This is a genomic window from uncultured Aquimarina sp. (genome assembly GCF_947500065.1).
Classification (GTDB): Bacteria; Bacteroidota; Bacteroidia; order Flavobacteriales; family Flavobacteriaceae; genus Aquimarina.
In genome coordinates this window covers 188,623-215,541 of the sequence record NZ_CANMQT010000006.1, presented here as the reverse complement: position 1 = coordinate 215,541, position 26,919 = coordinate 188,623, and the positions used below count along the sequence as shown (strand labels likewise).

General features: G+C 32.0%; 27 protein-coding genes. 7 read left to right on the top strand and 20 right to left on the bottom strand.

Features of this window, described 5'->3' with window-relative positions; translation table 11 throughout:
- Nucleotides 1-23: 23 nt before the first annotated feature.
- From priA to nadC, 7 genes are all read right to left on the bottom strand, one after another.
- A complete protein-coding gene (gene priA / locus Q0975_RS18130; protein WP_299439577.1) occupies nucleotides 24-2,477 on the bottom strand; it encodes a primosomal protein N' in 2,454 nt (817 codons plus the stop codon).
- Nucleotides 2,478-2,580: 103 nt separating this feature from the next.
- Entirely contained in the window at nucleotides 2,581-3,147 is a 567-nt protein-coding gene (locus tag Q0975_RS18125; protein WP_299439247.1) for a chalcone isomerase family protein, read from the bottom strand.
- Nucleotides 3,148-3,252: 105 nt separating this feature from the next.
- The gene (locus Q0975_RS18120) at nucleotides 3,253-3,681 is read right to left on the bottom strand and encodes a DUF2147 domain-containing protein (RefSeq protein ID WP_299439246.1); all 429 of its coding nucleotides are present in this window, start codon (nucleotides 3,679-3,681) and stop codon (nucleotides 3,253-3,255) included.
- A 110-nt stretch (nucleotides 3,682-3,791) separates the two neighbouring features.
- Nucleotides 3,792-4,355, bottom strand: coding sequence for a chalcone isomerase family protein (locus tag Q0975_RS18115; protein ID WP_299439244.1), 564 nt, complete (start codon nucleotides 4,353-4,355; stop codon nucleotides 3,792-3,794).
- Nucleotides 4,356-4,504: 149 nt separating this feature from the next.
- Nucleotides 4,505-5,068, bottom strand: a complete 564-nt coding sequence (locus Q0975_RS18110) for a chalcone isomerase family protein (protein ID WP_299439242.1) — start codon at nucleotides 5,066-5,068, stop codon at nucleotides 4,505-4,507.
- Nucleotides 5,069-5,104: 36 nt separating this feature from the next.
- Nucleotides 5,105-6,022, bottom strand: coding sequence for a YihY/virulence factor BrkB family protein (locus tag Q0975_RS18105; RefSeq protein ID WP_299439240.1), 918 nt, complete (start codon nucleotides 6,020-6,022; stop codon nucleotides 5,105-5,107).
- Between the two features lie 3 nt (nucleotides 6,023-6,025).
- Nucleotides 6,026-6,883: a carboxylating nicotinate-nucleotide diphosphorylase gene (gene nadC / locus Q0975_RS18100; RefSeq protein ID WP_299439238.1), complete on the bottom strand. Its 858-nt coding sequence runs from the start codon at nucleotides 6,881-6,883 to the stop codon at nucleotides 6,026-6,028.
- Nucleotides 6,884-7,035: 152 nt separating this feature from the next.
- On the opposite strand from nadC, the gene rlmH reads away from it, so the two are divergent.
- Entirely contained in the window at nucleotides 7,036-7,509 is a 474-nt protein-coding gene (gene rlmH / locus Q0975_RS18095) for a 23S rRNA (pseudouridine(1915)-N(3))-methyltransferase RlmH (RefSeq protein ID WP_299439236.1), read from the top strand.
- Here rlmH and Q0975_RS18090 read toward each other — a convergent pair whose 3' ends face one another.
- The 10 genes from Q0975_RS18090 to Q0975_RS18045 all read right to left on the bottom strand — a co-directional run bounded on the left by Q0975_RS18090 (nucleotide 7,510) and on the right by Q0975_RS18045 (nucleotide 19,422).
- Entirely contained in the window at nucleotides 7,510-9,198 is a 1,689-nt protein-coding gene (locus Q0975_RS18090; protein WP_299439234.1) for a M1 family aminopeptidase, read from the bottom strand. It abuts the gene before it with no gap.
- 206 nt (nucleotides 9,199-9,404) lie between these two features.
- Nucleotides 9,405-11,972 carry an RICIN domain-containing protein gene (locus tag Q0975_RS18085; protein ID WP_299439232.1) on the bottom strand — a complete coding sequence of 856 codons (2,568 nt, stop codon included), beginning with the start codon at nucleotides 11,970-11,972 and terminating at the stop codon, nucleotides 9,405-9,407.
- 140 nt (nucleotides 11,973-12,112) lie between these two features.
- Nucleotides 12,113-12,238, bottom strand: a complete 126-nt coding sequence (locus tag Q0975_RS18080) for a hypothetical protein (RefSeq protein WP_299439230.1) — start codon at nucleotides 12,236-12,238, stop codon at nucleotides 12,113-12,115.
- A gap of 91 nt (nucleotides 12,239-12,329) precedes the next feature.
- Nucleotides 12,330-13,907 carry a S41 family peptidase gene (locus tag Q0975_RS18075; RefSeq protein WP_299439228.1) on the bottom strand — a complete coding sequence of 526 codons (1,578 nt, stop codon included), beginning with the start codon at nucleotides 13,905-13,907 and terminating at the stop codon, nucleotides 12,330-12,332.
- A gap of 11 nt (nucleotides 13,908-13,918) precedes the next feature.
- Nucleotides 13,919-14,338, bottom strand: a complete 420-nt coding sequence (locus tag Q0975_RS18070) for a hypothetical protein (RefSeq protein WP_299439226.1) — start codon at nucleotides 14,336-14,338, stop codon at nucleotides 13,919-13,921.
- Between the two features lie 73 nt (nucleotides 14,339-14,411).
- A complete protein-coding gene (locus Q0975_RS18065; protein ID WP_299439224.1) occupies nucleotides 14,412-14,861 on the bottom strand; it encodes a hypothetical protein in 450 nt (149 codons plus the stop codon).
- A 52-nt stretch (nucleotides 14,862-14,913) separates the two neighbouring features.
- On the bottom strand, nucleotides 14,914-16,125 hold the full coding sequence (locus tag Q0975_RS18060; RefSeq protein WP_299439222.1) for a serine hydrolase domain-containing protein: 1,212 nt from the start codon (nucleotides 16,123-16,125) through the stop codon (nucleotides 14,914-14,916).
- A gap of 29 nt (nucleotides 16,126-16,154) precedes the next feature.
- Nucleotides 16,155-16,835 (bottom strand): response regulator transcription factor, encoded by a 681-nt coding sequence (locus Q0975_RS18055; protein ID WP_299439221.1) that lies wholly within the window; start codon nucleotides 16,833-16,835, stop codon nucleotides 16,155-16,157.
- Between the two features lie 2 nt (nucleotides 16,836-16,837).
- Entirely contained in the window at nucleotides 16,838-18,235 is a 1,398-nt protein-coding gene (locus Q0975_RS18050; protein ID WP_299439219.1) for a HAMP domain-containing sensor histidine kinase, read from the bottom strand.
- The gene (locus Q0975_RS18045; protein WP_299439217.1) at nucleotides 18,235-19,422 is read right to left on the bottom strand and encodes a S41 family peptidase; all 1,188 of its coding nucleotides are present in this window, start codon (nucleotides 19,420-19,422) and stop codon (nucleotides 18,235-18,237) included. The genes Q0975_RS18050 and Q0975_RS18045 overlap by 1 nt, the downstream gene beginning before the upstream one ends.
- Nucleotides 19,423-19,622: 200 nt before the next feature.
- Here Q0975_RS18045 and Q0975_RS18040 point away from each other — a divergent pair, with 200 nt between their 5' ends.
- From Q0975_RS18040 to Q0975_RS18015, 6 genes are all read left to right on the top strand, one after another.
- Nucleotides 19,623-20,525: a geranylgeranylglycerol-phosphate geranylgeranyltransferase gene (locus Q0975_RS18040; RefSeq protein ID WP_299439215.1), complete on the top strand. Its 903-nt coding sequence runs from the start codon at nucleotides 19,623-19,625 to the stop codon at nucleotides 20,523-20,525.
- A 3-nt stretch (nucleotides 20,526-20,528) separates the two neighbouring features.
- Nucleotides 20,529-21,116, top strand: coding sequence for a Maf-like protein (locus tag Q0975_RS18035; protein ID WP_299439213.1), 588 nt, complete (start codon nucleotides 20,529-20,531; stop codon nucleotides 21,114-21,116).
- A 41-nt stretch (nucleotides 21,117-21,157) separates the two neighbouring features.
- A complete protein-coding gene (locus Q0975_RS18030; protein WP_299439211.1) occupies nucleotides 21,158-22,102 on the top strand; it encodes a septum formation inhibitor Maf in 945 nt (314 codons plus the stop codon).
- Between the two features lie 42 nt (nucleotides 22,103-22,144).
- Nucleotides 22,145-22,429 (top strand): 4a-hydroxytetrahydrobiopterin dehydratase, encoded by a 285-nt coding sequence (locus tag Q0975_RS18025; protein ID WP_299439209.1) that lies wholly within the window; start codon nucleotides 22,145-22,147, stop codon nucleotides 22,427-22,429.
- A gap of 82 nt (nucleotides 22,430-22,511) precedes the next feature.
- A complete protein-coding gene (locus Q0975_RS18020) occupies nucleotides 22,512-23,237 on the top strand; it encodes a YebC/PmpR family DNA-binding transcriptional regulator (RefSeq protein WP_299439207.1) in 726 nt (241 codons plus the stop codon).
- 102 nt (nucleotides 23,238-23,339) lie between these two features.
- Complete coding sequence (locus Q0975_RS18015; protein WP_299439205.1) at nucleotides 23,340-23,846, top strand: hypothetical protein; 507 nt, start codon at nucleotides 23,340-23,342, stop codon at nucleotides 23,844-23,846.
- Here the strand turns inward: Q0975_RS18015 and Q0975_RS18010 are convergent.
- From Q0975_RS18010 to Q0975_RS18000, 3 genes are all read right to left on the bottom strand, one after another.
- Entirely contained in the window at nucleotides 23,843-24,400 is a 558-nt protein-coding gene (locus tag Q0975_RS18010) for a 1-acyl-sn-glycerol-3-phosphate acyltransferase (RefSeq protein WP_299439203.1), read from the bottom strand. The genes Q0975_RS18015 and Q0975_RS18010 overlap by 4 nt on opposite strands.
- A 24-nt stretch (nucleotides 24,401-24,424) precedes the next feature.
- Nucleotides 24,425-26,269, bottom strand: a complete 1,845-nt coding sequence (gene kdsB / locus Q0975_RS18005) for a 3-deoxy-manno-octulosonate cytidylyltransferase (RefSeq protein WP_299439575.1) — start codon at nucleotides 26,267-26,269, stop codon at nucleotides 24,425-24,427.
- A 78-nt stretch (nucleotides 26,270-26,347) separates the two neighbouring features.
- On the bottom strand, nucleotides 26,348-26,911 hold the full coding sequence (locus Q0975_RS18000; RefSeq protein WP_299439201.1) for a DUF4126 domain-containing protein: 564 nt from the start codon (nucleotides 26,909-26,911) through the stop codon (nucleotides 26,348-26,350).
- Nucleotides 26,912-26,919: the final 8 nt, after the last annotated feature.

Sequence of the window (26,919 nt, the reverse complement as noted above, 5' to 3'; positions counted from 1 at the left end):
ACTATCCCCTAATCAGAATTTCCTTAATAATTATCCACATTAATAATAAGCCGAACACCCGAGAAATTCTTAATGCTTTTAAAAGAGCTCTGTATTTTCTTGATAGCTTCTTTCGTCTTCTTCAAGGATTGCCCTTGTGGTATTTTTATTAAGATATTCTTATTATACTGATTTCGTATTCTAGAGATAGGCGGGAACTCAGGTCCCAAGACATTTTCTTTAAAAGTCATTGCCAGAGATTTTGCTAACCACATTGTAGCTTCGTTAACTTTGTTATAATCCTTGTGGCGACCTGTGATCTTAATAACCCTATAAAAAGGTGGGTATTTATATTGATATCGCTCTTCTATCTGATCCTTATACATACCTGCGTAATCATTAACAGATACTTGCTGAAGAATTTGATGAAACGGATTATATGTTTGGATCAACACCTTCCCTCTCTTACGAGTTCTACCTGCTCTACCTGCAACTTGCTGCATTAACTGAAAACTTCGTTCATGAGCTCTGAAATCAGGAAAATTAAGAAGATTATCGGCGTTCATAATACCAACTAGTGTTACATTTCTAAAATCCAGCCCTTTAGTCAGCATTTGTGTCCCAACAAGAATATCTATTTCTCCTTCTTCAAACTTGTTAATGATTTTCTCATATCCATGTTTCCCCCTTGTAGTATCCTGATCCATTCTACCAATATTATGATCAGGAAACAATTCCCTAAGTTCATTCTCTACCTGCTCTGTTCCAAAGCCTTTAGTAGACAACTCATGACTATCACAAGCCATACATTTTTGTAACATCGCTATATGATATCCACAATAATGACATCGTAACTGATTGCGAAAGTTATGATACGTTAGACTCACATCACAGTTAGGACATTGTGGCGAATGCCCACAAGTATTACATTCTACTACTGGAGAATACCCCCTTCTGTTTTGAAATAAAATAACCTGTTCTCCTTCCTTAAGAGCTTCTTGAATGGCTGTTAATAGCGTATCGCTAAAATGCCCTTTCATTTCCTTTTTTTTATATTTAGTTTTTAGATCTACTAAATTAATATCTGGCATCAATACATCGCCATATCGCCTAGTTAGCTCCACCAAACCATATTTTCCTTGCTCAGCATTATAATACGACTCTAACCCTGGTGTAGCGGATCCTAAAACTACTTTTGCCTTAAACATATTAGACAGCACAACAGCCGTATCTCTAGCATGATATCTAGGTGCGGGATCATATTGCTTAAAAGAACTCTCATGCTCTTCATCTATAATAATTAAACCTAGATTAGTAAAGGGAAGAAAAATTGAGGATCTAGCTCCAATAATAATCTGAGCTTTAGATTTTACATCTTTTACGTTATTCCAGGCTTCTACCCTTTCATTTACAGAATATTTAGAATGATATACTGTTAATTTTTCACCAAAATACTCTTGCAACCTAGTAATTAATTGAGTAGTCAGAGCTATCTCTGGTAATAAATATAGCACCTGCTTCCCTTTATGAAATTGTTCTTCTATTAATTTCACATATACTTCGGTTTTTCCTGAAGAGGTAACTCCATGAAACAGACAGACATCCTTTTTTGATAGATTTTCTTTAATCTCAGATAACGCTTGTTCTTGGTATGTATTTAATTCTTTAGTAGAACTTACAGAACCTCCTTCAAATTGAATTCTATCCGTCTTTATATGGTATTCCTCTAATATATTTTTATCTACTAATACTTTAATAACTGCTGCGTTGCTATTAGCAGCTTTTACCAGTTCACCAACTTTAATTGTCTTATTACCTTTAGCTTGCAACATAAAAAGGTGCATCAAAACATCTCTTTGCTTGGGGGCTCGTGTCAAAGAATCTAATAAAGATTGTAAAGCTTCTTCTTTTGTATACTCTGATCGCAACTTCACATACCTTACAAGTTTCGGTTTGTATTGCTCATAGATTTCTTCCTGTACTGTAATAACTTGTTTCTCTATTAATCGCTTAATAAGAGGGAGTACACTTTTTTTTCCAATGATATCCATTACTTCTTGTATACGAAGTAAGCTTTGATGTTGCAATGCCTCATAAAGTAAAAACTCATCATCTTTTAACAAACTTTCATCGATAGAAGCTTTATCATTTCTTAAAATAATAGTTTCACTCTCTAATAAAAAAGCGCTTGGTAACGCTGCTCTCATCACTTCTCCTTTAGAACACATATAATACTGAGAGATCCAAGACCAGAGTTCTAACTGATAAGTAGTCACTATAGGAGTTTCATCCAAGATATGCTCTATCTCTTTTGCTTCATAAACCAGAGGAGCTGTTTGATGTATGTTTGTAACCAATGCAGCATACACCTTACTTTTACCAAATTGTACAGCCACTCGCATTCCAGGTTTTAGGAAAGCAGCTTCACTTTTATTGATACTATAGGTAAACTCTTTATCAAGAGGAATAGGAAGAATTACATCTATAAAATACGTCATTGATACTTTTGATTCTAACAAAAATACACCTTTAACCATATTTTATAAAATAAAAGCCTGATCAATTGATCAGGCTTTTATTTATTTTGGGGTAAACTTTTATTTATCCGTTTTGTCCAAGCATTCCTCCTTTAATCAACTTGCAAGCTGGTTCATCTCCTAACCAAATTTTAAATAACGCATATTTAAAATCTCTACCTTCTATATAGCCTACTTCTTCACCATTTTTAAAGGTTCTTATTCCTTTTCCTTTGATATATACTAAGTCAAAAAAGTCATTGATATTAGTACTGCTACCAAATAGCTCTAAAAACTTGTCAATTCTTTCATCAAGATTTTTTGTGTTACCAAACATAGCATCATCAAAACCTTTTCTAAACACTTTCTTCATTCTCTTATTAGTTACTTTTTTAGAATTGATAACTAATCGAATAGACATACTTTCATCTGCATCTAAAACTTTTCTATCATCAGAGTACTTATTTACGGTATACAATCCTCCTGAATAAGTTTCAACTCCTAAGACTTTTCGAACACCAGCTCCGTTAAGGGTAAGTTCTTCTCCTTCAAAAGTTACTTTATAAGGAACGACTGCATCTCCTACTCTAATTTGAGCATTTGCGATAGTTGAAACAACTAATAAGATAGATAGGGTAATTATTTTTTTCATGGTTTAGTTTTTTAAAAATTATAAGTACTTAGTTCTATAATTTCCAAAAAACTAACAACTGGAAATGTTAAAATTTTCCTTAAAAGAAAATTTTGCCTTAAAACATCAGGCTTTAACCCATTTCTGAGTTCTAAATAAAAATGCTATATACCCTCTAACATTCAATATGTTTGGGTCATTTTCATCAATCCAGATTTTACATTTATAGATTTTTCCATTTTCAGGATCCATTATCGTTCCGTCTTCATATTCATCTCCATCTTTTTGTAAACCTTTAAGAATAACCATTCCTTCTATTGGTTTATTATAATCATCTCCTTCGCATTCTTCGCATAGTTTTTTTCGGTCTGATTCTTTTAAAATTCGATCAATTTTACCATATATCTTGTTCCCTTTCTTATAAATTTCTACGATGGATCTGGGCTCTCCTGTATTATCGTCAATAGTTTTCCATTTGCCAATAATTTCGCTTTGCGCATTAGTGAAAATGGTTACTAATATTAATGCTATGGTAAGAATTTTAGATATATTCATCCTGATTAGGGGTTTTAAACTTATGGTTCAATATAAAAAATATGATGATAACAAAAAAGCTATCTGAAGTTAGATAGCTTTTGTTTTTTTAATTTTTCGAAAAAAAGGAATTACTGTAATCCTAACATTCCGTTTTTAATTCCTTCACTAGCTGGTTCATCACCTAACCATATTTTGAATAATGCATATTTAAAATCTCGTCCTTCTACAACTCCAAGCTCTTTTCCGTTCTTGAAAGCTGTAACTCCTTTATCTTTTATATATACAATATCAAAAATGTCATTTTTAACAATAGGTTCATTAAAGAATTTAATAAACTTATTGATTCTTTCATCTAACGCTGTTGTATTACCAAAAGTGGCTTTTTTAAAACCATCTCGAACGGCTTTGATCATTTTCTTTTGCGTCACAAAACCTGATACTATATTTAATTTTATAGCCATTGTTTCATTTGCATCAAGAATTGCTCTCGGGTCTTTGCTCTTTTTTTGCAGATAAAGTCCTCCGGCGTATAAATCGATCCATAACATTTCACGCATCCCCGCTCCGTTTAACTTAAGATCCGTTTCACCGAAATTTTCTTCATAAGGTAACACTGCTTTTCCTACTCTAATTTGAGCTGTAGTAGTAGTTAAAGAAATCAGTGCTACAATTAGTAAAGTAATTTTTTTCATCTTTGTTAAAGTTTTATTTTGGGGTGTATTAATATTAATTTTCTTTCATTTTACTGCAAAAGTAATAAAAATTTACTATGCATGCATAGCAAGAACCGAAAAAAAACGTTAAAATTGTGCATTTCACCGCTAAAATAATGCTTTTTATCCTAAAAAGAACCTAGCATTTCATTTTTCAACCCTTTATCTGCAGGATTATCTCCAATCCATATGTTAAATAATGCTTTTTTAAAGTCTAATCCTTCTACATGTCCCTTCTCTACTCCGTCTTTGTAAATTACACTTCCTTTATTTTGTTCATACACAATATCATAAATCTGTCCTTCTTCAATTTCATCTTTGATAAATCCAATAAATGTATCTATTCTTTTATCCAAAGAAGCTGTATTTCCTTTTGTAGATTTTTTAAATCCATCTCTCAATGCAGTTATCATTTTACTTCTGGACATCATACCAGATAATATATGTAATTTTATTGCCATTGTTTCATCTGCTTCAGCAATTGAACTAGCACTGGCACTTTTTTTCTTAAGATATAATCCTCCAGCATAAATATCAAAAAAGAACTTCTCTCTCATTCCTGCTCCATTAATTGTCAGATCTTCTCCACTAAAAGTTACCGTGTTTGGTAATGTAGCATCTCCAACTTTAACCTGTGCCTGAGTAGTTCCTACAGTTACTAAAAGAATAAATAATAAGCTTAATTTTTTCATTTTTGTTAAATTAAATGTTTGTATGATGCTAAAATATTAAAAATTCTTCTTCAATTTTATAAGTGAAGCGTTTAATTCAAAACCTAATAACAGTAAATTTGCGTTAAGCCAGATATACACCATTAATATTAGCATTGCTCCAATAGAACCATATAGTTTATTATAGTTCGAAAAATTATCTATATATATTCCAAACAAATATGTAGTTACCATGATAAGTACTGTAGTCATAATTGCACCTGGCGAGAAAAATCTATTCATCTTTCCTTCTGTGGTACCAAAATAAAACAAAGTTGCTATTACCAAAAAAATCATTAAAACGAATAAGCCATATTTGCCAAACTGTAACCAAAAAACAGTATTATCCATGACTCCCATCTCTTTTAAATCTTCTAATAAATAACTAAAATATAGTGTTACTATTACCGTGATTAACAATAACGATGCCACAATTAAAGAAACCCCTAAAGCTACTATGTATTGTTTTACAAAATTTCTATTAAGCGTAACGTGATAAGAGTACTCAAATCCTGAAAACACTGCATTAATACCATTTGTCATTAAAAACAAGGAGAGTACAAAAACCGTAGATAACAACCCTGTTCTCGGATTAGCCGAAATATCACTGTATATTTCTTCAAAGAATAATTTGGATTGATTTGGTAGTGCAGAAGTTATAAATTCAAAGAAATTCTCCTGAAAGCCTTCTATATGTATAATAGGAATTAGATTTAATAAAAAAAGAAGAAAAGGGAACAGTGATAAAAAAAAACTCCATGAAATAGCACTGGCTCTAGCGGAGAATGTTCCTTTTACAATACCTATAGTATAAATTTCGATTAAGTCATACAGAGATAGTCCTTCAAAGCCAGGAAGAATAATTTTCTTTCCGATTTTAACCAGAATATTTATAATCGGAATCTTACTGAGCTTATCTTCAACTGCTTTTGACATATGTTATACGGCTTTCAAACTCAAATCTAGGTTATAAACAGAATGTGTTAAAGCGCCACTGCTAATATAATTAACTCCGCATTCTGCATATTTGCGAATGGTTTTTTCATTTATTCCACCACTAGATTCAGTAAGACAGGTATCTCCAATAAGTTCTACTGCTTTTCTGGTATCTTCATAATTAAAATTATCTATCAATATTCTGTACACACCTGGTGTTTTCAATATTTCTTTAATCTCATTAAGATCACGAGCCTCTACAATAATCTTAAGATCTCTATTATTATCTGAGAGGTATTTATTTGTTTTTTCTATTGCTTTGGTAATACCGCCTGCAAAATCAATATGATTATCCTTAAGCATTATCATATCGTATAATGCAAATCTATGATTCTCTCCTCCACCGATTTTCACAGCCCATTTCTCTAAAGCTCTAATTCCTGGAGTTGTTTTTCTTGTATCCAGAATTTTAGTTCCTGTCCCTTCTAATAACTGCACGAATTGATTCGTTTTTGTAGCAATAGCACTCATTCTTTGCATAGCATTGAGTACTAATCTTTCTGCCTTAAGGATTGATTGTGAACTTCCTGAAACATAAAAAGCAATATCTCCATATTTTACTTTGGATCCATCTTCGATCATTACCTCAACTTGCATTTCTGGATCGACATAATTGAATACTTTTTTAGCAAATTCTACTCCCGCTAAAATTCCTTCGTCCTTTACTAACAATTTAGCTTTGCCAGTTGCAGAATTAGGAATACAAGCTAATGAGCTATGATCGCCATCACCTACATCTTCTCGAATAGCATTAGTTATTATTAATTCAATTTCGTTATCAAATTGAGCTTTCGTAATCATATCGAATGGTTATTTTTGCTAAAGTAAAAAAAAGATGGTTATAGCGTTAGAATATTTAGTGATTAGCGCATCTTAATGCACTTATTAGTATTACATCTTGATACTAAAAAGAATTTGAATCTTTGTTATAACATAGAAATTGAAATCAAATCATGAATATCAAATTAATAGCAGTCGGCAAAACAGATCATAAACAATTAGAAAATCTTATTGCTGAATATATTAAAAGGCTAGGATTTTATATCAAATTTACTTTTGAAATCATTCCAGATATAAAGAATGCCAAAAATCTAAGCGAAGCACAACAAAAAGACAAAGAAGGGAAGTTAATTTTAGATAAAACTACCTCCTCTGATATTTTGATATTATTAGATGAAAATGGCAAACAATATGATTCTGTTGGTTTTTCCGAACTTTTACAAAAACATATGAATAGCGGTATCAAACAATTAATATTTGTTATTGGCGGCCCTTATGGGTTTAGTCCGGATGTGTATAATCGGGCGAATGGTAAACTTTCGCTATCCAAAATGACATTCTCTCATCAAATGATTCGCTTATTTTTTATAGAACAATTATATAGAGGTTTCACAATTCTAAAAAATGAACCTTATCATCATCGATAACTACAAATTGATCTTTTTTACATTATCTTCGTTAATCAATAATTGTGGAAGATCTATTTCTTTTATCGGTAAATATGTAATTGTTTCCTGTGTTCCTTCTCTATTTACTTTAAGTTCTATTTCTTTGTCGATATTTCCATAATATATACTCCAACCTCCCAATACATCATCAGCTCTTAAACCTGCTGCATATGCTTCCGAATTAGGATCTACCTGGGTAACTATTCGAGCTTCTTTATCGTAAGAAAAACCTTGATCAAAAATTGTAGCTTTTGAACTATACTCTAAATCGAAATCACTAAAAACAGTTTTTAAATCAAATAATTGTCCCTCGATAATATGTTCTTTAAAAAAATCATCAATGTTAGTCTCAGTAAATTTATTCACCGTTTCTACAAACATTTTTGAATTAAGTTTTTTGTCTTTTTTTGATTGTGTAAAAAGATCTCTCATTACATCGTCAAGACTATGCTTATTATCTGAATCTTTTTTAATTCTTAAATCCAGAAGAAAAGCAAATACAGTACCTCTGTAATAAGGAAGTTTTTCATAATTTCTATCAGACCAAAAATTATCATAGGTAATCTCATCATTTGGTTTATCTGCTACCGGAGATGAGAATAAATTTTTGATTGTAACATTCATCTCTTCAATAAAATTCTCTTCGTCAAATTTTAGGATTTTATTTTTTGCTATATTTTTTTGTGTATAATAATCTGTAAAACCTTCGCTAAACCAATACTGTTCTTCTTCATTTTCGTTTTTTATGGCATGACCAATCCAATTATGCATCAATTCATGATTAAATAAATATCGTAATTGCTCAATAGACGATTGATCATTATTAGAAACTGATGTTGCAAATGAATTGGTGAGTCCTGTTCCTCCAAAGCTACTTCCTTCTTTCTGAGGAAAAGGCATCATAGTCACTGTAAAATATTTTTGCGAATGATCCTTCCAGAAATTACGCTGCGCTTTTACAGTTCTATACAACAAATCTGATACGGTAGAATCTTTAAAAGGTATCCAATTTCCTCTTGTAGCAAACACTAATTGATTATTCTCGATTTCATTTTTATGAATTCTAAAATCACCGCCCACAAATATTGCCGAATGAAACTCTTCTTCCGTAACATCTTCTATTTGCTGTTTTCTCTTTTCGCTTCCAAAACTATTGTGAATTGTATAATTTTCAGGGAAATTATTCCAATCCAAAACAATATCAAATTCATCTGCTGTTTCTGAAACAAAATGATCAGGAAGCATAAACATATTATGCGAAAAAATATGGAAGTAATCCTTATATATTATTGGTCGATACCTATTTTGAGCTGCTTCATCATCCGTAATATCTTGTTTAAGAAAATACTCAAAATGAAGCTCCTTTACTCCTTTAGGGTGGGTAATTTGGATCCAGTTGCTGTCTTTATTCTTAACGACTGTACCTTTAGTATTTAAAAGTTTCATTTTTTGAATACTGTTATAAAGTTCTTCCTCTCCCCAAGCTTTATCCTGAAACCTAAGTTTTGTAATCTCCCCATCATCAGGTTGAAACTTCATACTGATTTTGATAAGAGGAACACTGTCTGTGATAGCATTTGATATACTATATATTACTTTGCTTTTATCTTTTTTTGAACAAGACAATAAACTAAAACATACGAATAGTAAAAAGATTATTTTTTTCATGATTAATAAATTGATTGATTAAATAATAGACTTTTTACCATCTGTATCTGTTGCAGATTAATTATTATTTATTTGGTCAATCCTTGATCAACTCTTCAATAAGGTCTGTAAACACATATTCTTTATCTATAATAACATGCTCATATCAAATGATAAGTCTTATTATCATCAATAAGACTCATCATCCGATTATCATAATGCTTAATCTATTCTTTTAATAAGGTGATTTGTTCTTTACCTACAATAGAAATATTATAATACCCAGCTTCTAAATCTGAGATTACTATCATTTCTTCACTTTGTGACGCCACAGATTGCTTTATAATTTTTCCTAAGAGGTCATATACCATAATGTTATCGCCCGTTTCCAGACCAGAAATAGAGACAGACTCATTTGCTGGATTTGGATACATTAAGATTTCTCTTCCCGCTTGTTTTTCTGTTTTCGAAAAGCTTATTGGATTCCTTTCAGAAGGAATGATTTCCCACTTTTGATTGTTATTCGATGGATTAAAATCCCACAATTGTATATTCGCATTAGTAAACCCTCCAGCTCTATCTAGTGCCTTTTGTTGACAATGCATCGGTATAATAGCAAAATTATTACCATTTGCTTGGACTTTCCATTTTTGATGATCATCATTAGCACTATACCATGACATTACATCTGCACCATTACTACAAGCAGCATCTCGTACTTCAAGGTATCTATTAGTATCTTTATTCCTTATAGTGTAAACATTATTAGCAATATGATTAAATATCCATCTTTGATCATTGCTATTTCTTGGATTAAGCATTTTGGCACTATGCCCTTCTCTCCATCTACATACAACACGCTGATTAGATTGAGTTGATTCCATATAATATGTACCATTAGCTATTAACTGGTTACTCAATACCGTTACACCTGTAAATTCATCTCTATCGATGGCTTCTTGCCATGTTGTCCCTACAGGTCGAATGTGTACCTTGTAAAAATATCCTGATCCTGGTTGTGGAGGACTGGGTAAATCTACTTTGATTGTTTTCGTTCCATTACCCGAAAAAACAGTTTCCATTTTTTCTCCTAACCACCTGTCTGAAGCCCAAAACTCTACTACAATTTCTCGATTTAATTTAGCAGAATACGCTATATCAAAAGTATATGAACTCTGGGACTCTATACCTAAGGCAGGATTAATAAAAGCTACCTCATCATTTATTTCATCTATTACGGTGACATCCGTAAACTCTGTTCTATAAATTGCTTCCTGCCAGGTAGTACCAACTGGTCTTATATAAGCTTTATAAAAATATCCCGATCCTGGTTGTGGAGGGTTTAGGAGATTTACAGTGACATTCTGAGTTCCTGTGCCAGAAGAGACACGTTCCTTCTTTTCTCCCAACCACCTATCCGAAGCCCAAAATTCTACTACAATCTCTCGATCGATTGCAGCGGTATAGTTTATTTCAAAAGCATATGAATCTTGTGATGTTATAGTTCTGGAAGCATTATTAAATGACACTTCTTCCACAATCACAGGGCCTTCATTATCGCTAACGTTTTTGATAATAGTAGCAATTCTATTTCTTTCACTAGATGAACTTCTATCTGTCCAGGACCACACAAGTGAACCTGCCCAATTATTGTCCAGTATCGAAGTTCCTAAATCTTCAGCTTGTATTGTAGATAGATTATGATCATTATCTCCACCTTGCTGATTAAAATATAAGTCATCAGGATAATATTCTCCTATGACCGCTTCTTTATCTACTTTGTTTGCATCATAATTATTGTGAAAAGGCGACCCTTTTGAACGTGCCCAGTTATAGTAATGTATATTATAAAAATCTAAATACCCTTGATCATCATTTCCCTGAAACTTAAGATTCGTATCAGAATAGGCATTCCAGAATCCTTTTTCTGCATCTTCTACGTTAGTCAAAAAACCTAAAGCGCCATTGGTTATTTTGATATTTGGCTGGGCTCTTCTAATAGCTCCAGCAGTCACATTAATAAATTTCTGAATATCAGGAATGGTAATTCTTTCTTTAAATCCTTCCCAATGCCCAGCATATTGATTTGTCATCCCTTCGGGTTCATTAAAAATTTCCCAAGCATATAATGCGGGATGGTCACCAATAAAATTGACTAAGGGAAGCAACGCATTATTAATATAAGCGTTCATATAATAGTCCTGAGTAAGCAACTTTTTATTTGCAGCGGCATCTACCGCCCATTGATCTTTCAACATATCAAAAGACCAAAGACAAATCTGTACTTTAAGACCTTTGCTTTGAGCAAGATCTAATATCTTCTTTACATCTTCATGAAAGAAAGAGGGATTGGGCTTAACTGTTTGATTTGTATCAAAAACTGGATTCGTAGAACCATTGGTATGATACCACCATCTGATAACATTACCTCCCTGATTCTTTACAAAATCCATAGCTTCATTGAACTTATTCATTTCCGGATGATACTGATTACTGGAAGAAAACGGATCAACACCAATATCTCTTCCATATTGAATCCAGGCAAGATTCAATCCATTAACGAAAGAAATACCTTCAGGTAATGATGATCGTTTTTCTGTTGTTTTTACATCGACCTTATTATTTTGATTAATTTTCTCAAAATACCTGGCTAGATGCTTCAAATTCAAGCTTTCCTTTTGAGATTTTATAAGATCTTGTTTATAATCAGGGTTGTTTGTCCAAGGTTTTTGTGATCGTTGCGCATAGATTTGAGTGCAAAAAAACACAAAAACGAAAAGAATAAAATTTTTCATTTTGTTAGGTTTTAAGTTAGTCTATTCATAACGCGTATATCTTAAAATATTTTAACTTTTGGCTTCTAAAATACCTAAAGACAAAAAGCACAGAATACAATTGTTATATCCTGTGCTCTTAAGAAAATTCCCCTTAAAGATTACTTATTTTTTACAATTTCTCGTAAATCGCTAAACGCATCTATTAAATCTTCTACAAAGGCAATAGACATGAGCGCTCTATTTATATTGACATTCTCTAATCGAATAATTCGATTATTTTTCATTGAGTAACTATATAGAAGTTTGCTATAAAAAAAATGAGTCTTATCGTCATGGATAAGACTCATTTTCTATTTTTAGAATAATATGATTCCTCTATTTAGCAGTAAACTTCTCAATAGCTCTATTTAGCACATTACGTTCACGATTTTCAAAATTATCTTTAGTAATTTCAACCAACAGATCAAGTTTAAGAGGATTTCCTTGAAGCATTTCGCCATTTATATCAACGGTTCGAGAATATGGTATTGAAAATTGAAAAAGTTCAACACCAGGAACATCATAATCCCTTTGATTATTACCTATATACATTCTCTTTATATCTCCTTTATTATCTAAATAAAACACAACACCTATTAAAGCGAAAGTAAGATCCGCAGATTGTGGTTGACCCACAATGATTGCGTTACCGTATTCTTTCATTCTATACACAAAATCATCTGCAGAACTAGCAGTTCTTTCATTAGCTAAAACGATTATTTTTTTAAACTTACGTTTAGCAGTTTTATTAGGCTGAATATACTCCAATTCACAATTATTTCCACCTCGACAGAAATCTCCTCTTGCAGGTAAAAAACTTCCATTTTCTGTTTTTTCATAAACCCCATTTTGTATGATTTCATCAAACCATCTATTTGCACCTTCAAAACCATATGACAACTCTGCCCTAAGATCATTGTCCTCAAGAACAGGAGTTTTTTTGTATTGTACTCTAAGGTCTTTAAATTCTAATGGACAAAATTCTGCCAGAAACGATGAGTTTTCATTCCCACCAGGGTTACTCTGAACATCAAAAATTAGATAGTTCACGCTATTTTCAATAGATTTCAAACCATTTCTCAGTTTTGTAATATCTGAACAAACAGTTGAATCACCTGCATCTATAGCACATCGTAAATCACTATTACTTCTCTTAAACGCAAAGTTTTTTATTTTGATTAAAGCTATATTATTCTTCTTGAACAAAGCAGTTTTATATCCTTTCTGTATCAATTCCCAATCTTGGTATTTATCTACCTCAATACGTTTTCTATAACGATCATATGATGTCTCATCTGTATTACTCACAGAGTAAGTCACCTCCTTTTTACTACCATCTTCAAATAGTATTTGTTTAGGTAATTCTCCATCTATTTTTAGAAAACTATTTTCGAATCTATATTTAAAACCAAACTGACAAGCTACTATTCCATTTGCTCTAGTTTCATAATTCACAAACTTTTCAAAAACATCTTTAATTGCTGTACCATTAATTTTTGATATCGTTTTTTTTGATTCTAAATCGAAGAAGCACATTTCTGGGTATGTAAATCCTATTTTAATAGAACTCTCTTGTTTTCCTTTATTCGTTTTTTTTATCGGATACTTAAACTTAAAATAAGAATGTCCACTCGTGAAACCTTTTCCAAAATCAAAAAAATGCTTTCTCAAACTTTCATAACTATCAGCTTTAATAAACTGTTTTTTATGATATTCTTTATATTCATCCCAATCCACCTCTTTTGTTTTATTTCTTACCATTATAGCCTCTGCGTCGAGGTATTCTATTTCAGTAATCATCAAATTATATAAATCTGATATTTGTTTAGTAGTAAGAAAATTCTTTTGAGTCTGTTGGGCATTGATCGAAATGACGCACATAAAAAACACCATCCAAGCGATTACTTTATTCATAAGAATACTTGTTATTTGTTTTTAATTAACTCTCTTAGATCACTAAAAACATCTATCAAGTCATCTACAAGATCAATAGATACCGATTCTTTATCCAAAAAGACAGATAATTTTCCTTTTCTCAATTTAACCTTATACCCGTCTTCTCCTTTGTTGTCATGGTTCCAAGTATAGTACCCATAGTTTTTAGACATTTCTGTATCCAGATGATCATTTAAAAACCTTTTCACATCATCTGTTTTATGAGATGGGAAACTTGCCTTTAAGCTATAAATATCATCCGTATTGGAAATCGAAATATTTATTTTATATCCCTTATCGCCCGTATCATCGCTGGAATAGTTAACTGTTACTTTAGAATTAGAACTTGTTTGTGCGTGTACAGTAGGCATAGCTAACGCTACACATACCATAAAAATGATTGTTTTCATAATACTCGTTTTTTGATTAATGATCCACCTTAGGTGGACAGATTATTGATTGATGTTTGTAATTATTTTGATTTTAAATCTCTTCCGATTTAGAAGTTATTTTTTTTAATTCTTCTCCAACTTGTTTGAACCTTTTAATTAGTTTATCAGATGCTAATTCCTTACTAACATTGATTCGCAATTTGTTTCCTTTTAATTTTATCTCATACATCTCTTCTTCGTCTACCATTTCAACCCAAAGAAATGTGTCTTCTTTTATCTTCATTTTTTCTTCTCCAAACTGATCTATTAAATATGATTTTACATTAGATTTTAAGGATTTCATAAATCTAACTTTTATTCTATAATCATCATCCATGTCTAACACAGTAAAAGATCTATAGTATTTTTTGTTAGGCGTATCTGAGTCGTATGTAATCGAAAACTCTGATGAAGATTTTGTTGACTCTGTTTCTGTTGTTTGTGCTTTGGCTATAGATAAACCAAAAATTAAACTTACTATTAATACTACTAATGTTCTCATGATATTTGTTTTTTGATCCGCCCGAGGCGGACAGGTTGATGATTGAAATATTTTATATCGTATTGATATAGTCTTTTTTATACTTTTTTATTGACCTCCATATGTTCTGGACAGATTTGATTAATTCCTTATCTCCCTCTACAGAAGTATTCATAAAAAATATAGCTCCTACTTTTTCGTTTTTATTAAAGTACATAAGTGTAAGAATCCCTGGATCAGATCCATTATGCCCCATTTTTCCTTTTGGAGATACCTCCCAAAAAAAGCCGTAGTTATCTTTTATTTCTTTCTTAGTATTAAACTGTGCTTTGGATATTTTAGGTGACATCATTTCTGTGAATGATTCCTTCTCCAGGATTTTACCGGAACCATAATGTCCTTTCATTAATTCTTGCAGATATAATGTAAGATCCTTAACACTGCTTCTAATTCCTCCATCTGGATACGTTATCAAACTATACTTAGGTATTTCGTTTCCTGTTTCTGTATACGTTTTGGAGTGCTTAGATGCATCAATTGAAGCATACGACCAGCCTGTATTATTCATATTCAACTTATCAAAAATGAATTTTTTCGTATATTCTTCAAATGGAGTTTCGGTTGCTAATTCAATTACAAAAGCAAGTAAAGCAGAACCGACATTTGAATACTCATAGCGTTCTCCTGGTTTTTGTTTTTTGTAATTTTTCTTAGAATACCACAATCCTTCAGGATTTAGATGATTGTAAAGAAAATCTTTAAGACTGTATTTCTTATTAGCAGACATCGCCTTATATTCCTTTTGCTCTTCTTTTGTATAACTTTCTAAATCCAACGTACTATCTGGTTCTAAAACATAACTTTTTTCATACGCTTCTGTATCCAAAATTGAAGAAGTATGTGTTGCTAAATGTTTTACCAAAATTGGTGTTTCCGGAAATTTAGGATGCTCTACTTTAAATGGAAGAATATCGTTAATCGGCGTATCTTCGGATAGTTTACCTTGTTCAATAGCTTTCATAAGTGCTATTCCTATAAACGTCTTAGAAACAGATCCTATATTTTGTATTGTATTTACTGTATATCCTTTTTCTACCGCTTTATCCGCATATCCAAATCCTTTTTCAAAAAGTATTTCGTCTGGCGTGATAACCGAAACACCGAAGCCACTAATACTACTGTTTTTATAAATAGAATCTAATTTGTGCTCTAATTTTTGAATGTTTGTTTGACTAATGACACTATATCCTACAAAAAAGATAAGTGCTTTGATTACTGTTCTCATATGATTTGATTTTGATTGATGTATACTATTTATTCTAAATTAAAAGTAAGCCCTACTCCTCTTACACTTTCTATCGTTATATTTTTATCTTGTTTAAAATATTTTCTTAATCTACTTATAAACACATCCATACTTCTACCGGAAAAGAAATCGTCATTTCCCCATACGTCTTTTAGCAAATTATCTCGTTTTATCATTGTGTTTTTATGATCGTACAGATATTGAATTAATACAGTTTCTTTCTCTGTCAACTTTTGCTTTTCTTCATGTAGCTTTAAGCAGTGATTGATTGGATCAAATTTATAATCACCTATTGCTATAATTTCTTCTCTTATGGTTTGAACTCTCTGTGAACGTTTTAGAATATTCTGAAGTCTTAACACCAGAATATCTGCTTCAAAAGGTTTCACGATGTAATCATCTGCTCCCAGTTTTAATCCGCGGATTTTATCTTCTTTCATTTTTTTGGCAGTAAGAAAAATAAAAGGAATTTCAGGGTTTAACTCTATCACCTTTTCTGCTAGCGTAAAACCATCCATCTTAGGCATCATTACATCAAAAACACAGATATCAAATTGTTCTTGAGAAAAAACTTGCAGCGCCTCCTTGCCATCTTGAGCCCAAATCACTTTATATCCATGAAGTTCTAAATATTGTTTTAAGATACTTCCGAAATCAAAATCATCTTCTGCTAATAATATATACTGCATAATTATTCGTTTATAGGTAGCGTTATAGTAAATGTGGTTCCTAAATCTGGTTTGCTTTCTAAAGTAACAGTTCCTTGATGTGCTTTAACAATCTGACTTGTATAAAACAGCCCTAATCCTAATCCTTTTACATCATGAACATCTCCCTTGCTAATTCGATAGAATTTTTCAAAAATTTTACGTTGTTCCTTCTCATGAATTCCTATCCCATTATCATGAATAGATATCTCATATTGATCGTCTCTTAAATAGGTTCTGAAAACTATTTCTACTTTTTCTTTACCATACTTAACAGCATTGTCTAAAACATTTAATAACGCAGTAGTAAACATAAATTTATCGATACTCAAATGCACCTCTCTAAATTCAATTTTTGATGTAATACTCACATTTTTATCCTGAACGGATAATTCGAAATCTTTAAGAACATTCTGAAAATAAGTATCGTCTAACACCTCTTCTTTTTTAAGTGTTATTTCTTCTGATCCCAAACTATTGGTAACTACTTGATCCACCAGTTTTTGTAATCTATTATTCTGACGATCCAGTATATCTAACGTATTATCAAAGGCTTCTGGAGAGTTTTGTATCTCGCTTTTTCTTAAACTTTTGGATGCAATTCCTAAGGTTGCCATCGGGGTTTTAAGCTCGTGAGTAATATTATTAATGAAATCAGTTTTTATATCTGCTAACTTTTTCTGACGAATTAGATTTCTAATGGAGTAGAATAATAAACTCACCACAAAAAGAAACAATAATACTGATACGATAAATAAAGTGGCCATTTGTCTAAATACTATTCGTTTCCACCCAATAATATTGATGTAATCTATAGTTCTTACCTCTATATCCAGAGATACATCGATAACTCCTCCATTAATATCATTCTCATAATCTAAATCTGTAAACCATCGAGCTTTACTCATAACAACTTCATCTTTTTTGGAAAATTTTTCTCCAAAAGCATAGACATTTTCACCATCCGCTGCAGAAAAAATAGAGTCCATTTCTTCTTCCTCAAAAATCACAATACTTTTAATATCTTTTTTGTATTGTATATCATATTCTAAGTTACGACTAGCTATTTCTTTTTTATAATACGATATAAACAAATGATTAAGAGAATCCGTTATAGGTTTAAACCTATTGAGAGCTTCTTTTTTACGAATATTATTCTTTTTGTATTCAATAAGACTTTCACTAAGATGCGTATACCAAGCCTCTGCCAATGAATCCATTTCTTTGGTATTATCAATATTACTAATGGCTTTCTTAGTTTCTCTAATAAAAAGATCTTTCTTTAACTGATAGGTATTATATATCAAATATGCTTGTATCGCACATAGTGCTATTAAAGCTATAATAGATGTGATGATGAGTGTATTTACTTTCTGCTTCATTATAAAGATTCTTTAATAATTTCAATTGCTTTCTGCAATTGATCTTGGGTATCTAAGATATAATGTTTTGGTCTAAAATCCTCTCTCGGTGTTCCATTTACATGATATAACTTTTCTACAGGGATCTGAAACCCAATTCTAGTATCTTGTAGTGTAAAATTATAAATCGCACCCAGTAAATCCGCCATATCCGTTCCTACTATTTCTGCTCTATTCATCCCATCAAACCCAATAGTAATTCCTTCTCCCATACTACCCGTCCATTTACCACAAAGAATGACCAACGATTTGTAATAATTTCCTCCTCTTGGAGAAACCAACTCTATTGTATTTCTTTTTATACCATACATTTTTTCTTCATAGAAAAAACGATGTCTCTGATATGGTGATTCTTTTGTGATAAAACGTCCCATGATAGCTCTTGCCACAGTTGTATTCCCTCCACTAGGTGTATCTCTAAGATCCAAAATGATTCCGTTGGTATTCTGCAAGCTATCTAAAACTTTATCGAAAATCTGAATCGTATTATTATCACCTAGAGAATTATTGATTTTTATATATCCAATATTATGATCTATAACCTCTCCTTCTACAAGTTTTGTTGAACCATTATTAGTTACATTTTCCAGATTGAATGTTAATGAGTCATTAACATTCAATCTCCTTTTTGTATTATGAGTTCCAGCTATTAAAAGATTGGCTGCATATTCATACATTATATTGGTGTGTTTTTTAACGCTTTTAGGTAAAAACGCTTTTATACCTTCAGAAATAGAAACTCCATTATATCCAGTTATTTGCATCCCTAATGATAAGCCTGATTTTTCTGCAGGAAACCCTTCTCTAATAGCAGACACTATAAAACGATTGTTTTTATAAGACACCCAAATATCAGTACCTGTTGGCAGTAATCTACTAGATGAAGCCAAGTTTTTATTTAAACTTACATGACCGTTATAAAGTTCATTATTTGTTTTTTCTAAAAGACGAATAAAATCATCATCATTTTGAATTGTATCTACAGAAGGTTGATAAATCCTACGTACTTCATCCCAATTTGTCTTCTGAACATCAAAGTATCCAAAATATTGATCTACTGTTTTCCAATAATGATCAAAGTCTTTCTGATACTTTGTTTGTCCAAAAGAACTGGACACTACAAATAAAATGATGATGATTCTTAGCATTACTATTCGTTTTTTGATTGTTGATGAGATCAAATTTATAGCATACTTTTTATGAAATCGAAAAATTCAATACCGTTAACCCACCATTAACGTTAACAAAGGGCTATACCCCAATAAAACAACAGAATTAAGGAGTTAAGTTAATACAGGTATAAAAAAGATTAATTACTACATTTGCGGACTAATCAAAGTAATCATTTATGCAAGCATATTTAAAGCTAATTAAATTCGATAATCTAATTCTTATAGCACTAGCGCAGCTATGTATTAAATATGGCCTTTTTGAGCCTTTTGACGTTGATATTACTTTAAATGGATTCGGGATTTCACTTTTGATAATTTCTACAATCTCTTTAGTGGCAGCAGCAAATGTTATGATTCATATTCAGAACAAAGAATATAGTACTCAAAAAGAAACGACAGAGACTGTTATTTCTGAAAAGATCATGAACCGTCTTTTTATAATTTTTAATGTTATTGGAGTTGGTATTGGTTTTTATCTTTCAAATATGATTGGAAAACCAAAGTTAGCTTCTCTTTTTATTGTGGTATCCGGTATATTTTATATTTACTCGACATATTTAAAAGAGATTTTGGTTCTCAAAAATATTTTAATTGCCTTTTTAATGGCTTTAGGTTTAATTTCAGTTACGATTTTTGACTTACTACCTGCTATCACTGAACAGAACAGAGCTTCTCAAAAAGTTATCTTTTTGATTATAGTTGACTATTCCATCTTCGCTTTCGTAATTATTACGATTAGAGAAATTATCAAAGATTGCCTAATGATGGATAGAGATCATAATGCTGGTTTACAAACAATTCCTATTGCCTTAGGTAAAGATCGTACAGTAAAGCTTGTTAGTGGGTTAACAATAATTCCAATTGGATTGATCATCTATTATGTTTATACATATCTATTCAGTAATTCCACAGCCGTAGTACTAGTTTTGGCTCTTCTTGTGGCTCCGCTTTTGTATTTTATGTTTAAAAGTTGGAGTGCAGAAAACAATAAAGACTTTAAAACTTTAAGTTTTATTCTAAAACTAGTTTTATTTATAGCTTCACTTTCTTTATTATTATATCAATATATTCTAAAATAAGATATGCTTAAGAAATTACTAAAGGACCATAACCTTATTCTAGCCTCAGGATCACCACGAAGACAACAATTCTTCAAGGATTTAGATTTAGACTTTACCATTCAACTAAAAGAGGTAGAAGAAATATATCCGGATCATCTTAACGCTTCTGAAATATCGGATTTCTTAGCTAAGCTAAAAGCAGATGAGTTTACACAACTTAAATCAAATGATATTTTGGTTACAAGCGATACGATTGTTTGGCATCACAGCAAAGCAATCGGAAAGCCCAAAAGTATCCAAGATGCTAAGAGTATGATAGCTTCATTGTCTGGAGAAACTCATGAAGTAATTACATCTGTATGTTTTAAGACAGCAAGTACTACTAAAATCATAAATCAAACCACGAAAGTTACCTTTAAATCACTTACCTCTAAAGAAATAGATTACTATGTAGATACATTTTCCCCTATGGATAAGGCAGGTGCGTATGGTATACAAGAATGGATTGGATATATCGGCATCACTCATATAGAAGGTAGTTATTTTAATGTTATGGGATTGCCTGTTCAACTTGTTTATGAAACGTTAATAGAACTTGCAGAATCATAGCTTTATCGTAATTTGCTATATTAAAGCATAAAAAAAATATTATGAAAAAGTCATTGCTCCTATTCGGAATATTAGGTGCTTTGGTAATTATTGCTTGCAGTAATATCAAAGCAGATGAAAAGAACAAAAATGCTGAAAAAGTAATTATCGAAAATACAGCATCAGCTTTAAAACCAGTAAAAGAACTTTCAGAAAGCTTTAAAAAATACTGGTATGCCGGTAATGCAGAAATCACATCTTATCAGTTAGAACAAGCCAGGTATGGAGAAATAAGAGAAGGAAAAGCTATACTTATTTATGTAACTGAAGATTTTTTACCAAAAGAACAAGTCAAAGCTGATTATCAAAATACGGATAACGTTCCTGTTTTAAAACTAAATGCAACTAAAAAGTTTAACACTGGTATCTACCCATATTCTATTATGCAAAGTACTTTTTATCCTGTTGCTGATAACCAACATGCAATAAAAGTATCCAGCTCTATGCAAGAATGGTGTGGGCACGTATATGCTCAACTAAATAATCGAGAAAAATATGATATTATATCTCACTCCTATTTTCAGAGAGAGGCAGATCAGAATATTACATTAGACAAGGATATTCTTGAGAATGAATTATGGGCAAAAATCAGAATTGATCCTGATAATTTGCCTCAAGGAGATCTAAAAATTATTCCCTCTTTTGAATACTGTAGACTTAAACATAAGGAAATCAAAGCATATGCTGCAAAAGCTTCTATACAAAAGAATGTCAACTCTAATACATATGAGATAAAATATCCCGAATTAAACAGAAGCATCAGTATTACTTTTAACAATTCCTTCCCTTATGAAATAGAAAGCTGGACAGAAACGTTTAAAAGTGGTTTTGGTGCTAATGCAAAAGAATTGACTACTAAAGCCACAAAACTTCAGCGTATCAAATCTGCTTATTGGGGAAAAAACAATAATAAAGATGAAGTCTTACGACAAGAATTAGGGCTTTAAGATCACATTAAAAACGAATTTTAATAAATAAACAATAGTACTATGAAATTAACTGAAACTGAAATTGCCTCTCGACTAGAAAAAATGGATGGTTGGGAATATGAAGATAACGCAATTCATACTTCTTTCGAATTCGAAAACTTTAAAGATGCCTTTTCAGCAATGTCCCGTATCGCTTTTGAAGCAGAAGCCTTAAACCATCATCCGGATTGGTCTAATGTTTATAATGTTGTAAATATTAGTTTATCAACACATGATGCTGATGGTGTTACTGAACAGGATTTTAAACTTGCCAAGGCAATTGATGGAATTGTAGATGAAGAATAAAAAATATAAAGTAGAAATGAATCTTCACTTGTGAAACATTTGGTTTCTACTTATGTTTGTATTCAGATTTTAAAATTAGATTATGGGAAGAGCTTTTGAGTTCAGAAAGGCACGTAAAATGAAACGTTGGTCAGCAATGTCCAAAGCATTTACTCGTATTGGTAAAGATATCGTAATGGCTGTAAAAGAAGGTGGGCCCGATCCAGCTTCAAACTCACGTCTAAGAGCGGTAATACAGAATGCGAAATCTGTAAACATGCCTAAAGACAATGTAGAACGTGCTATTAAAAAAGCTTCTGATAAAGATCAAAGCGACTATAAAGAAGTACTTTTTGAAGGATATGCTCCACACGGTATTGCTATTTTGGTAGAAACTGCCACTGACAATAACAACAGAACAGTTGCTAATATTCGATCTTATTTTAATAAATGTGATGGGAATTTAGGAACATCCGGATCAGTAGAATTTATGTTTGACCATACCTGTAATTTTAGAATTAATGGAGAAGGGCTTGATCCTGAAGAATTAGAACTTGAATTCATTGATTTTGGAGCAGAAGAAGTTTTTCAGGATGAAGATGGGATTTTAATTTATGCCCCGTTCGGAAGTTTTGGTGCTATCCAAAAAGAACTGGAAACCCGTGAGATAGAAATCCTATCTTCTGGTTTTGAACGCATCCCACAAGTCACTAAAAAATTAACAACAGAACAAGCTGCTGACGTAGAAAAACTTCTAGAAAAAATAGAAGAAGATGATGATGTACAAAATGTATATCACACTATGGAAGAATCCTCTGCTGAAGAGTAAATAAAAGTATAACAATACTTTATGAAAAGACTGTCTATTAAAGGCAGTCTTTTTTGTTATGTTTAAACAATCCTTTCGACTCAATTAAAAATTAACATAATTATGAAGCAGTGGATCTTTTGGGTATTTCTTAGCTTGGGATTGTTTTCTCAGGCTCAACACATGAATAATGAAACTCTTGGAGAGATTATTACCAGAAAGGCGGATACGTTAGGAGGAATAGCCGGAAACTGGCAATTTGTCTATAAAGAAACGCCTATGCTATGTATTACGGATGCAAAAAATAATAGAATGCGAATTATAGCTCCGATTACGGAATCCAGCAATCTTGATAAAGATTTATTATTAGATTCCATGACAGCCAATTTCCATTCTGCATTAGATGTAAAATACGCAATCTCCAACGGAATCCTTTGGTCGGCATACGTGCATCCATTAAAAGAGTTGAGCACAGAACAAGTGGAAAGTGCTATATCACAGGTTTATTTGGCGGCAAAAACTTTCGGAACTACATTTTCTAGCACTGAACTACTTTTTGGAGGAGGAGCCTTAGAAGAAGAAAAACCTAAAAAAGAAATAATTAAAAAAGAAAACACTCAGAAATTTTAAGCATCAGGTTCGAAACTATATTCTGGAATCTTTCCTTTTACACCCTTAAAAAAACCATACATAAACTGTAAATCTTTATCAATATCGTCCGTAGGGTAAAATGGAGAAGAAATTACTACTCTTTTCTTTCCAAAATCAAAAGCTACCATAATGATAGGCACGTTAGCAGCTTTAGCAATATAATAAAACCCCGTTTTCCAGGTAGACACCTTTTTCCTAGTACCTTCAGGAGCTAGGGTTAATCTTAATTCATCACGCTTCTCAAATTCTTTTGCAATAGCTTCTACCTTATTCTGACCAGAAGTTCGATCTAACGGAATTCCTCCAACTTTTTTAAAATACCAACCAAGTGGCCATTTAAAAAGCTCTTTTTTTCCCATAAAACTGATCTTTACTCTATTTACCCTTCTAATCAATAACCCTAAATAAAAATCATGCCAACTAGTATGCGGAACTGCAATGACAACACATTTTTTTATAGTATCACTGTTGAAATCACCTATCATCTTCCATTTCATTATTTTATAAAATATAAAAGATGCTAGTTTTTCCATAGTAATTAGATTTCTAAAGATCAATTATAATGTACGATAAATTTCCTTGAGTTTATCAGCATTTATCTGTTCCTGCCAATCGCTACCTAAAGCATTTTCCCATAAAGGCGCTAAACTTAATGCTACAGAAGCCATAATACCTAACTGCTCTTCGGTTGCATCGGCACAAACTCCAGTTGGTAGTTCTATATTATGAACTTCTTTCATTTTCTTAAAAAGCGCTACACCTTCTGGATAGTAATCCCCAAGCTTATCAAACACAATACAGTTACCTATTCCGTGCTTTGTTCCTAAAACATATGCTAATCCATAACTCATTGCATGTGCCACTCCTACTTGAGAATAAGCTATACTCATTCCACCATGCCAGGAAGCCATCATTAGTTTTCCGTCTGCTTCATCTTTATCTAATGTATTTTCTAAAAAGATTTCCTTACAAAGGTCATATGCTTTTTCGCCATAACTCTGGCTAAATGCATTGAGATATGTACCTTTTAAGGATTCTATACAATGAATATAACAATCCATACCTGTATAAAACCATTGATCTTTAGGGACATCTTTTATTAATTCTGGATCCAGAATTACTTGATCAAAAGGTGTAAAATCAGAATTGATACCTAATTTTTTTTCAGGACCTGTCAATACTGTTGTTCTTGACACCTCTGCTCCTGTTCCAGAAATTGTGGGGATTCCCACATGATATACTGACTTATTATCAACCAGATCCCAGCCTTGGTAATCTGCAGCACTGCCAGCATTATTCATCATAATAGCTACTGCTTTTGCAAGATCCATTATAGATCCTCCACCAATACCAATAATACCGCTTGGTGTAAAACTGTAAGTACTCTTAAACTCTGAAACTAATTGGTCTACCTGAGAAGTCTTTGGTTCTTCTTCTGTAGACACATACACTATTCTATCATTACCTGACAAGTGTATTCTATCTTCAATAAACGTTTTATTATTTTCAAAAACATCATCAATAAGATAAATAAAAGGGGCTCCGTTTTTTCGTTCCGGAGAGAGGATTTGTCCTATTTGATTAAAAGATCCTTTACCAAAAACCACTCTTGGTACCATAGGAAAATTCCTATGATGGGACTCTTTAATCTCAGGAGTAACCGTAGATGTAATGTTCAAAAGATTTTGTTTATTAATTAATTGTTTTGCTTTTTCTAAATCTTCCGGGGTATCTATTTCCACACCTTCATGATGTGTTTCAATCATTTTTATATTCTTACCATATTCTAGATATCTAATACATTCTATTTTTTCTGAAGCTTCTAGTGTCTTCATCGGTAGGCGATAAAAATCTAATAAAGCTTGTTTTCTAAATGCATAGATTCCTTTATGCTTAAAATATGTATGGTTTATTTCTTTATCTCTTGGATAAGGAATAGGAGAACGCGAAAAGTATAAGGCATAATTATCTTTGTCTATAATCACCTTTACACTATTGGGGTTCACTATGTCATCCCAATCATTCATTGGAGTCATTAGACTTGCCAGATCAATTCGATCTGCATCTTCTTCTTGAAATACCTGTAAAACTTTTTCTAAGCTTTCTCTTTCGGTAAAAGGCTCATCACCTTGAACATTGACAACAATATCAATATCCATATGTTCTACAGCCTCTGCTATCCTATCACTACCACAATCATGTTCTTTAATACTCATGATAGCCTTACCACCATGAGAGGTAATTTCATTAAATATAATCTCACTATCAGTAACTACATATACCTCACTAAATAATGATGTACTTATAGCAGCTTCGTATGTCCTTAAAATAACTGTTTTTCCCTCAAGATCCTGCATTAATTTACCAGGAAATCGGGATGCAGCATATCTCGCAGGAATCATTGCGATGGTTTTTAGCTTAGTTTTATTCAAAATTGCTTGCTTTTTGCAGGGTCAAAAATAACTTTTTTAAATCGATTTTCAAGTGGAGCGAGTGAATAGTTTTTTATAAACTTTTCTTAAACCAAAGAACAACAGTATTACTAAAATAATTGCTAGAGGTGCTATAAAAATCGACACCGCAGACATAATAGAAGCTGTTCCTGTTTCTACAGTAGCGATAACAGGATTTGCTAATCCTCCCGTAGTTGCTGTAGATGTTAGCCTAGACGCTCCCATTGTACTCTTCACAGTTGTTGCCGTTCCTCCACCAGCGATAATAGCAAGAGCCCAAGTTACTACAGGACTCAAATTAGCAACAGTTGATACCATAACTGCTGTTCCGGCTATTGCTGCAAGAGGAATTGCTATAGTATCGAGTAAATTATCAAACCATGGGATGTAATAAGCTAAAATCTCGACAACTGTCGCTATAGATAGAACGATTAAAGCTATGTTACTCCCTACCCATTCCCAACTAGAATTTAAAGGAATAACTCCATAATGACCAGCCAAACTAACCGCTAATAAAGGTAAAAACACTCTAAAACCAACAGAAGCCGCTAATCCAATTCCCAAACATATGCTTAAAATTGTTTCTTGCATTCGTAAAT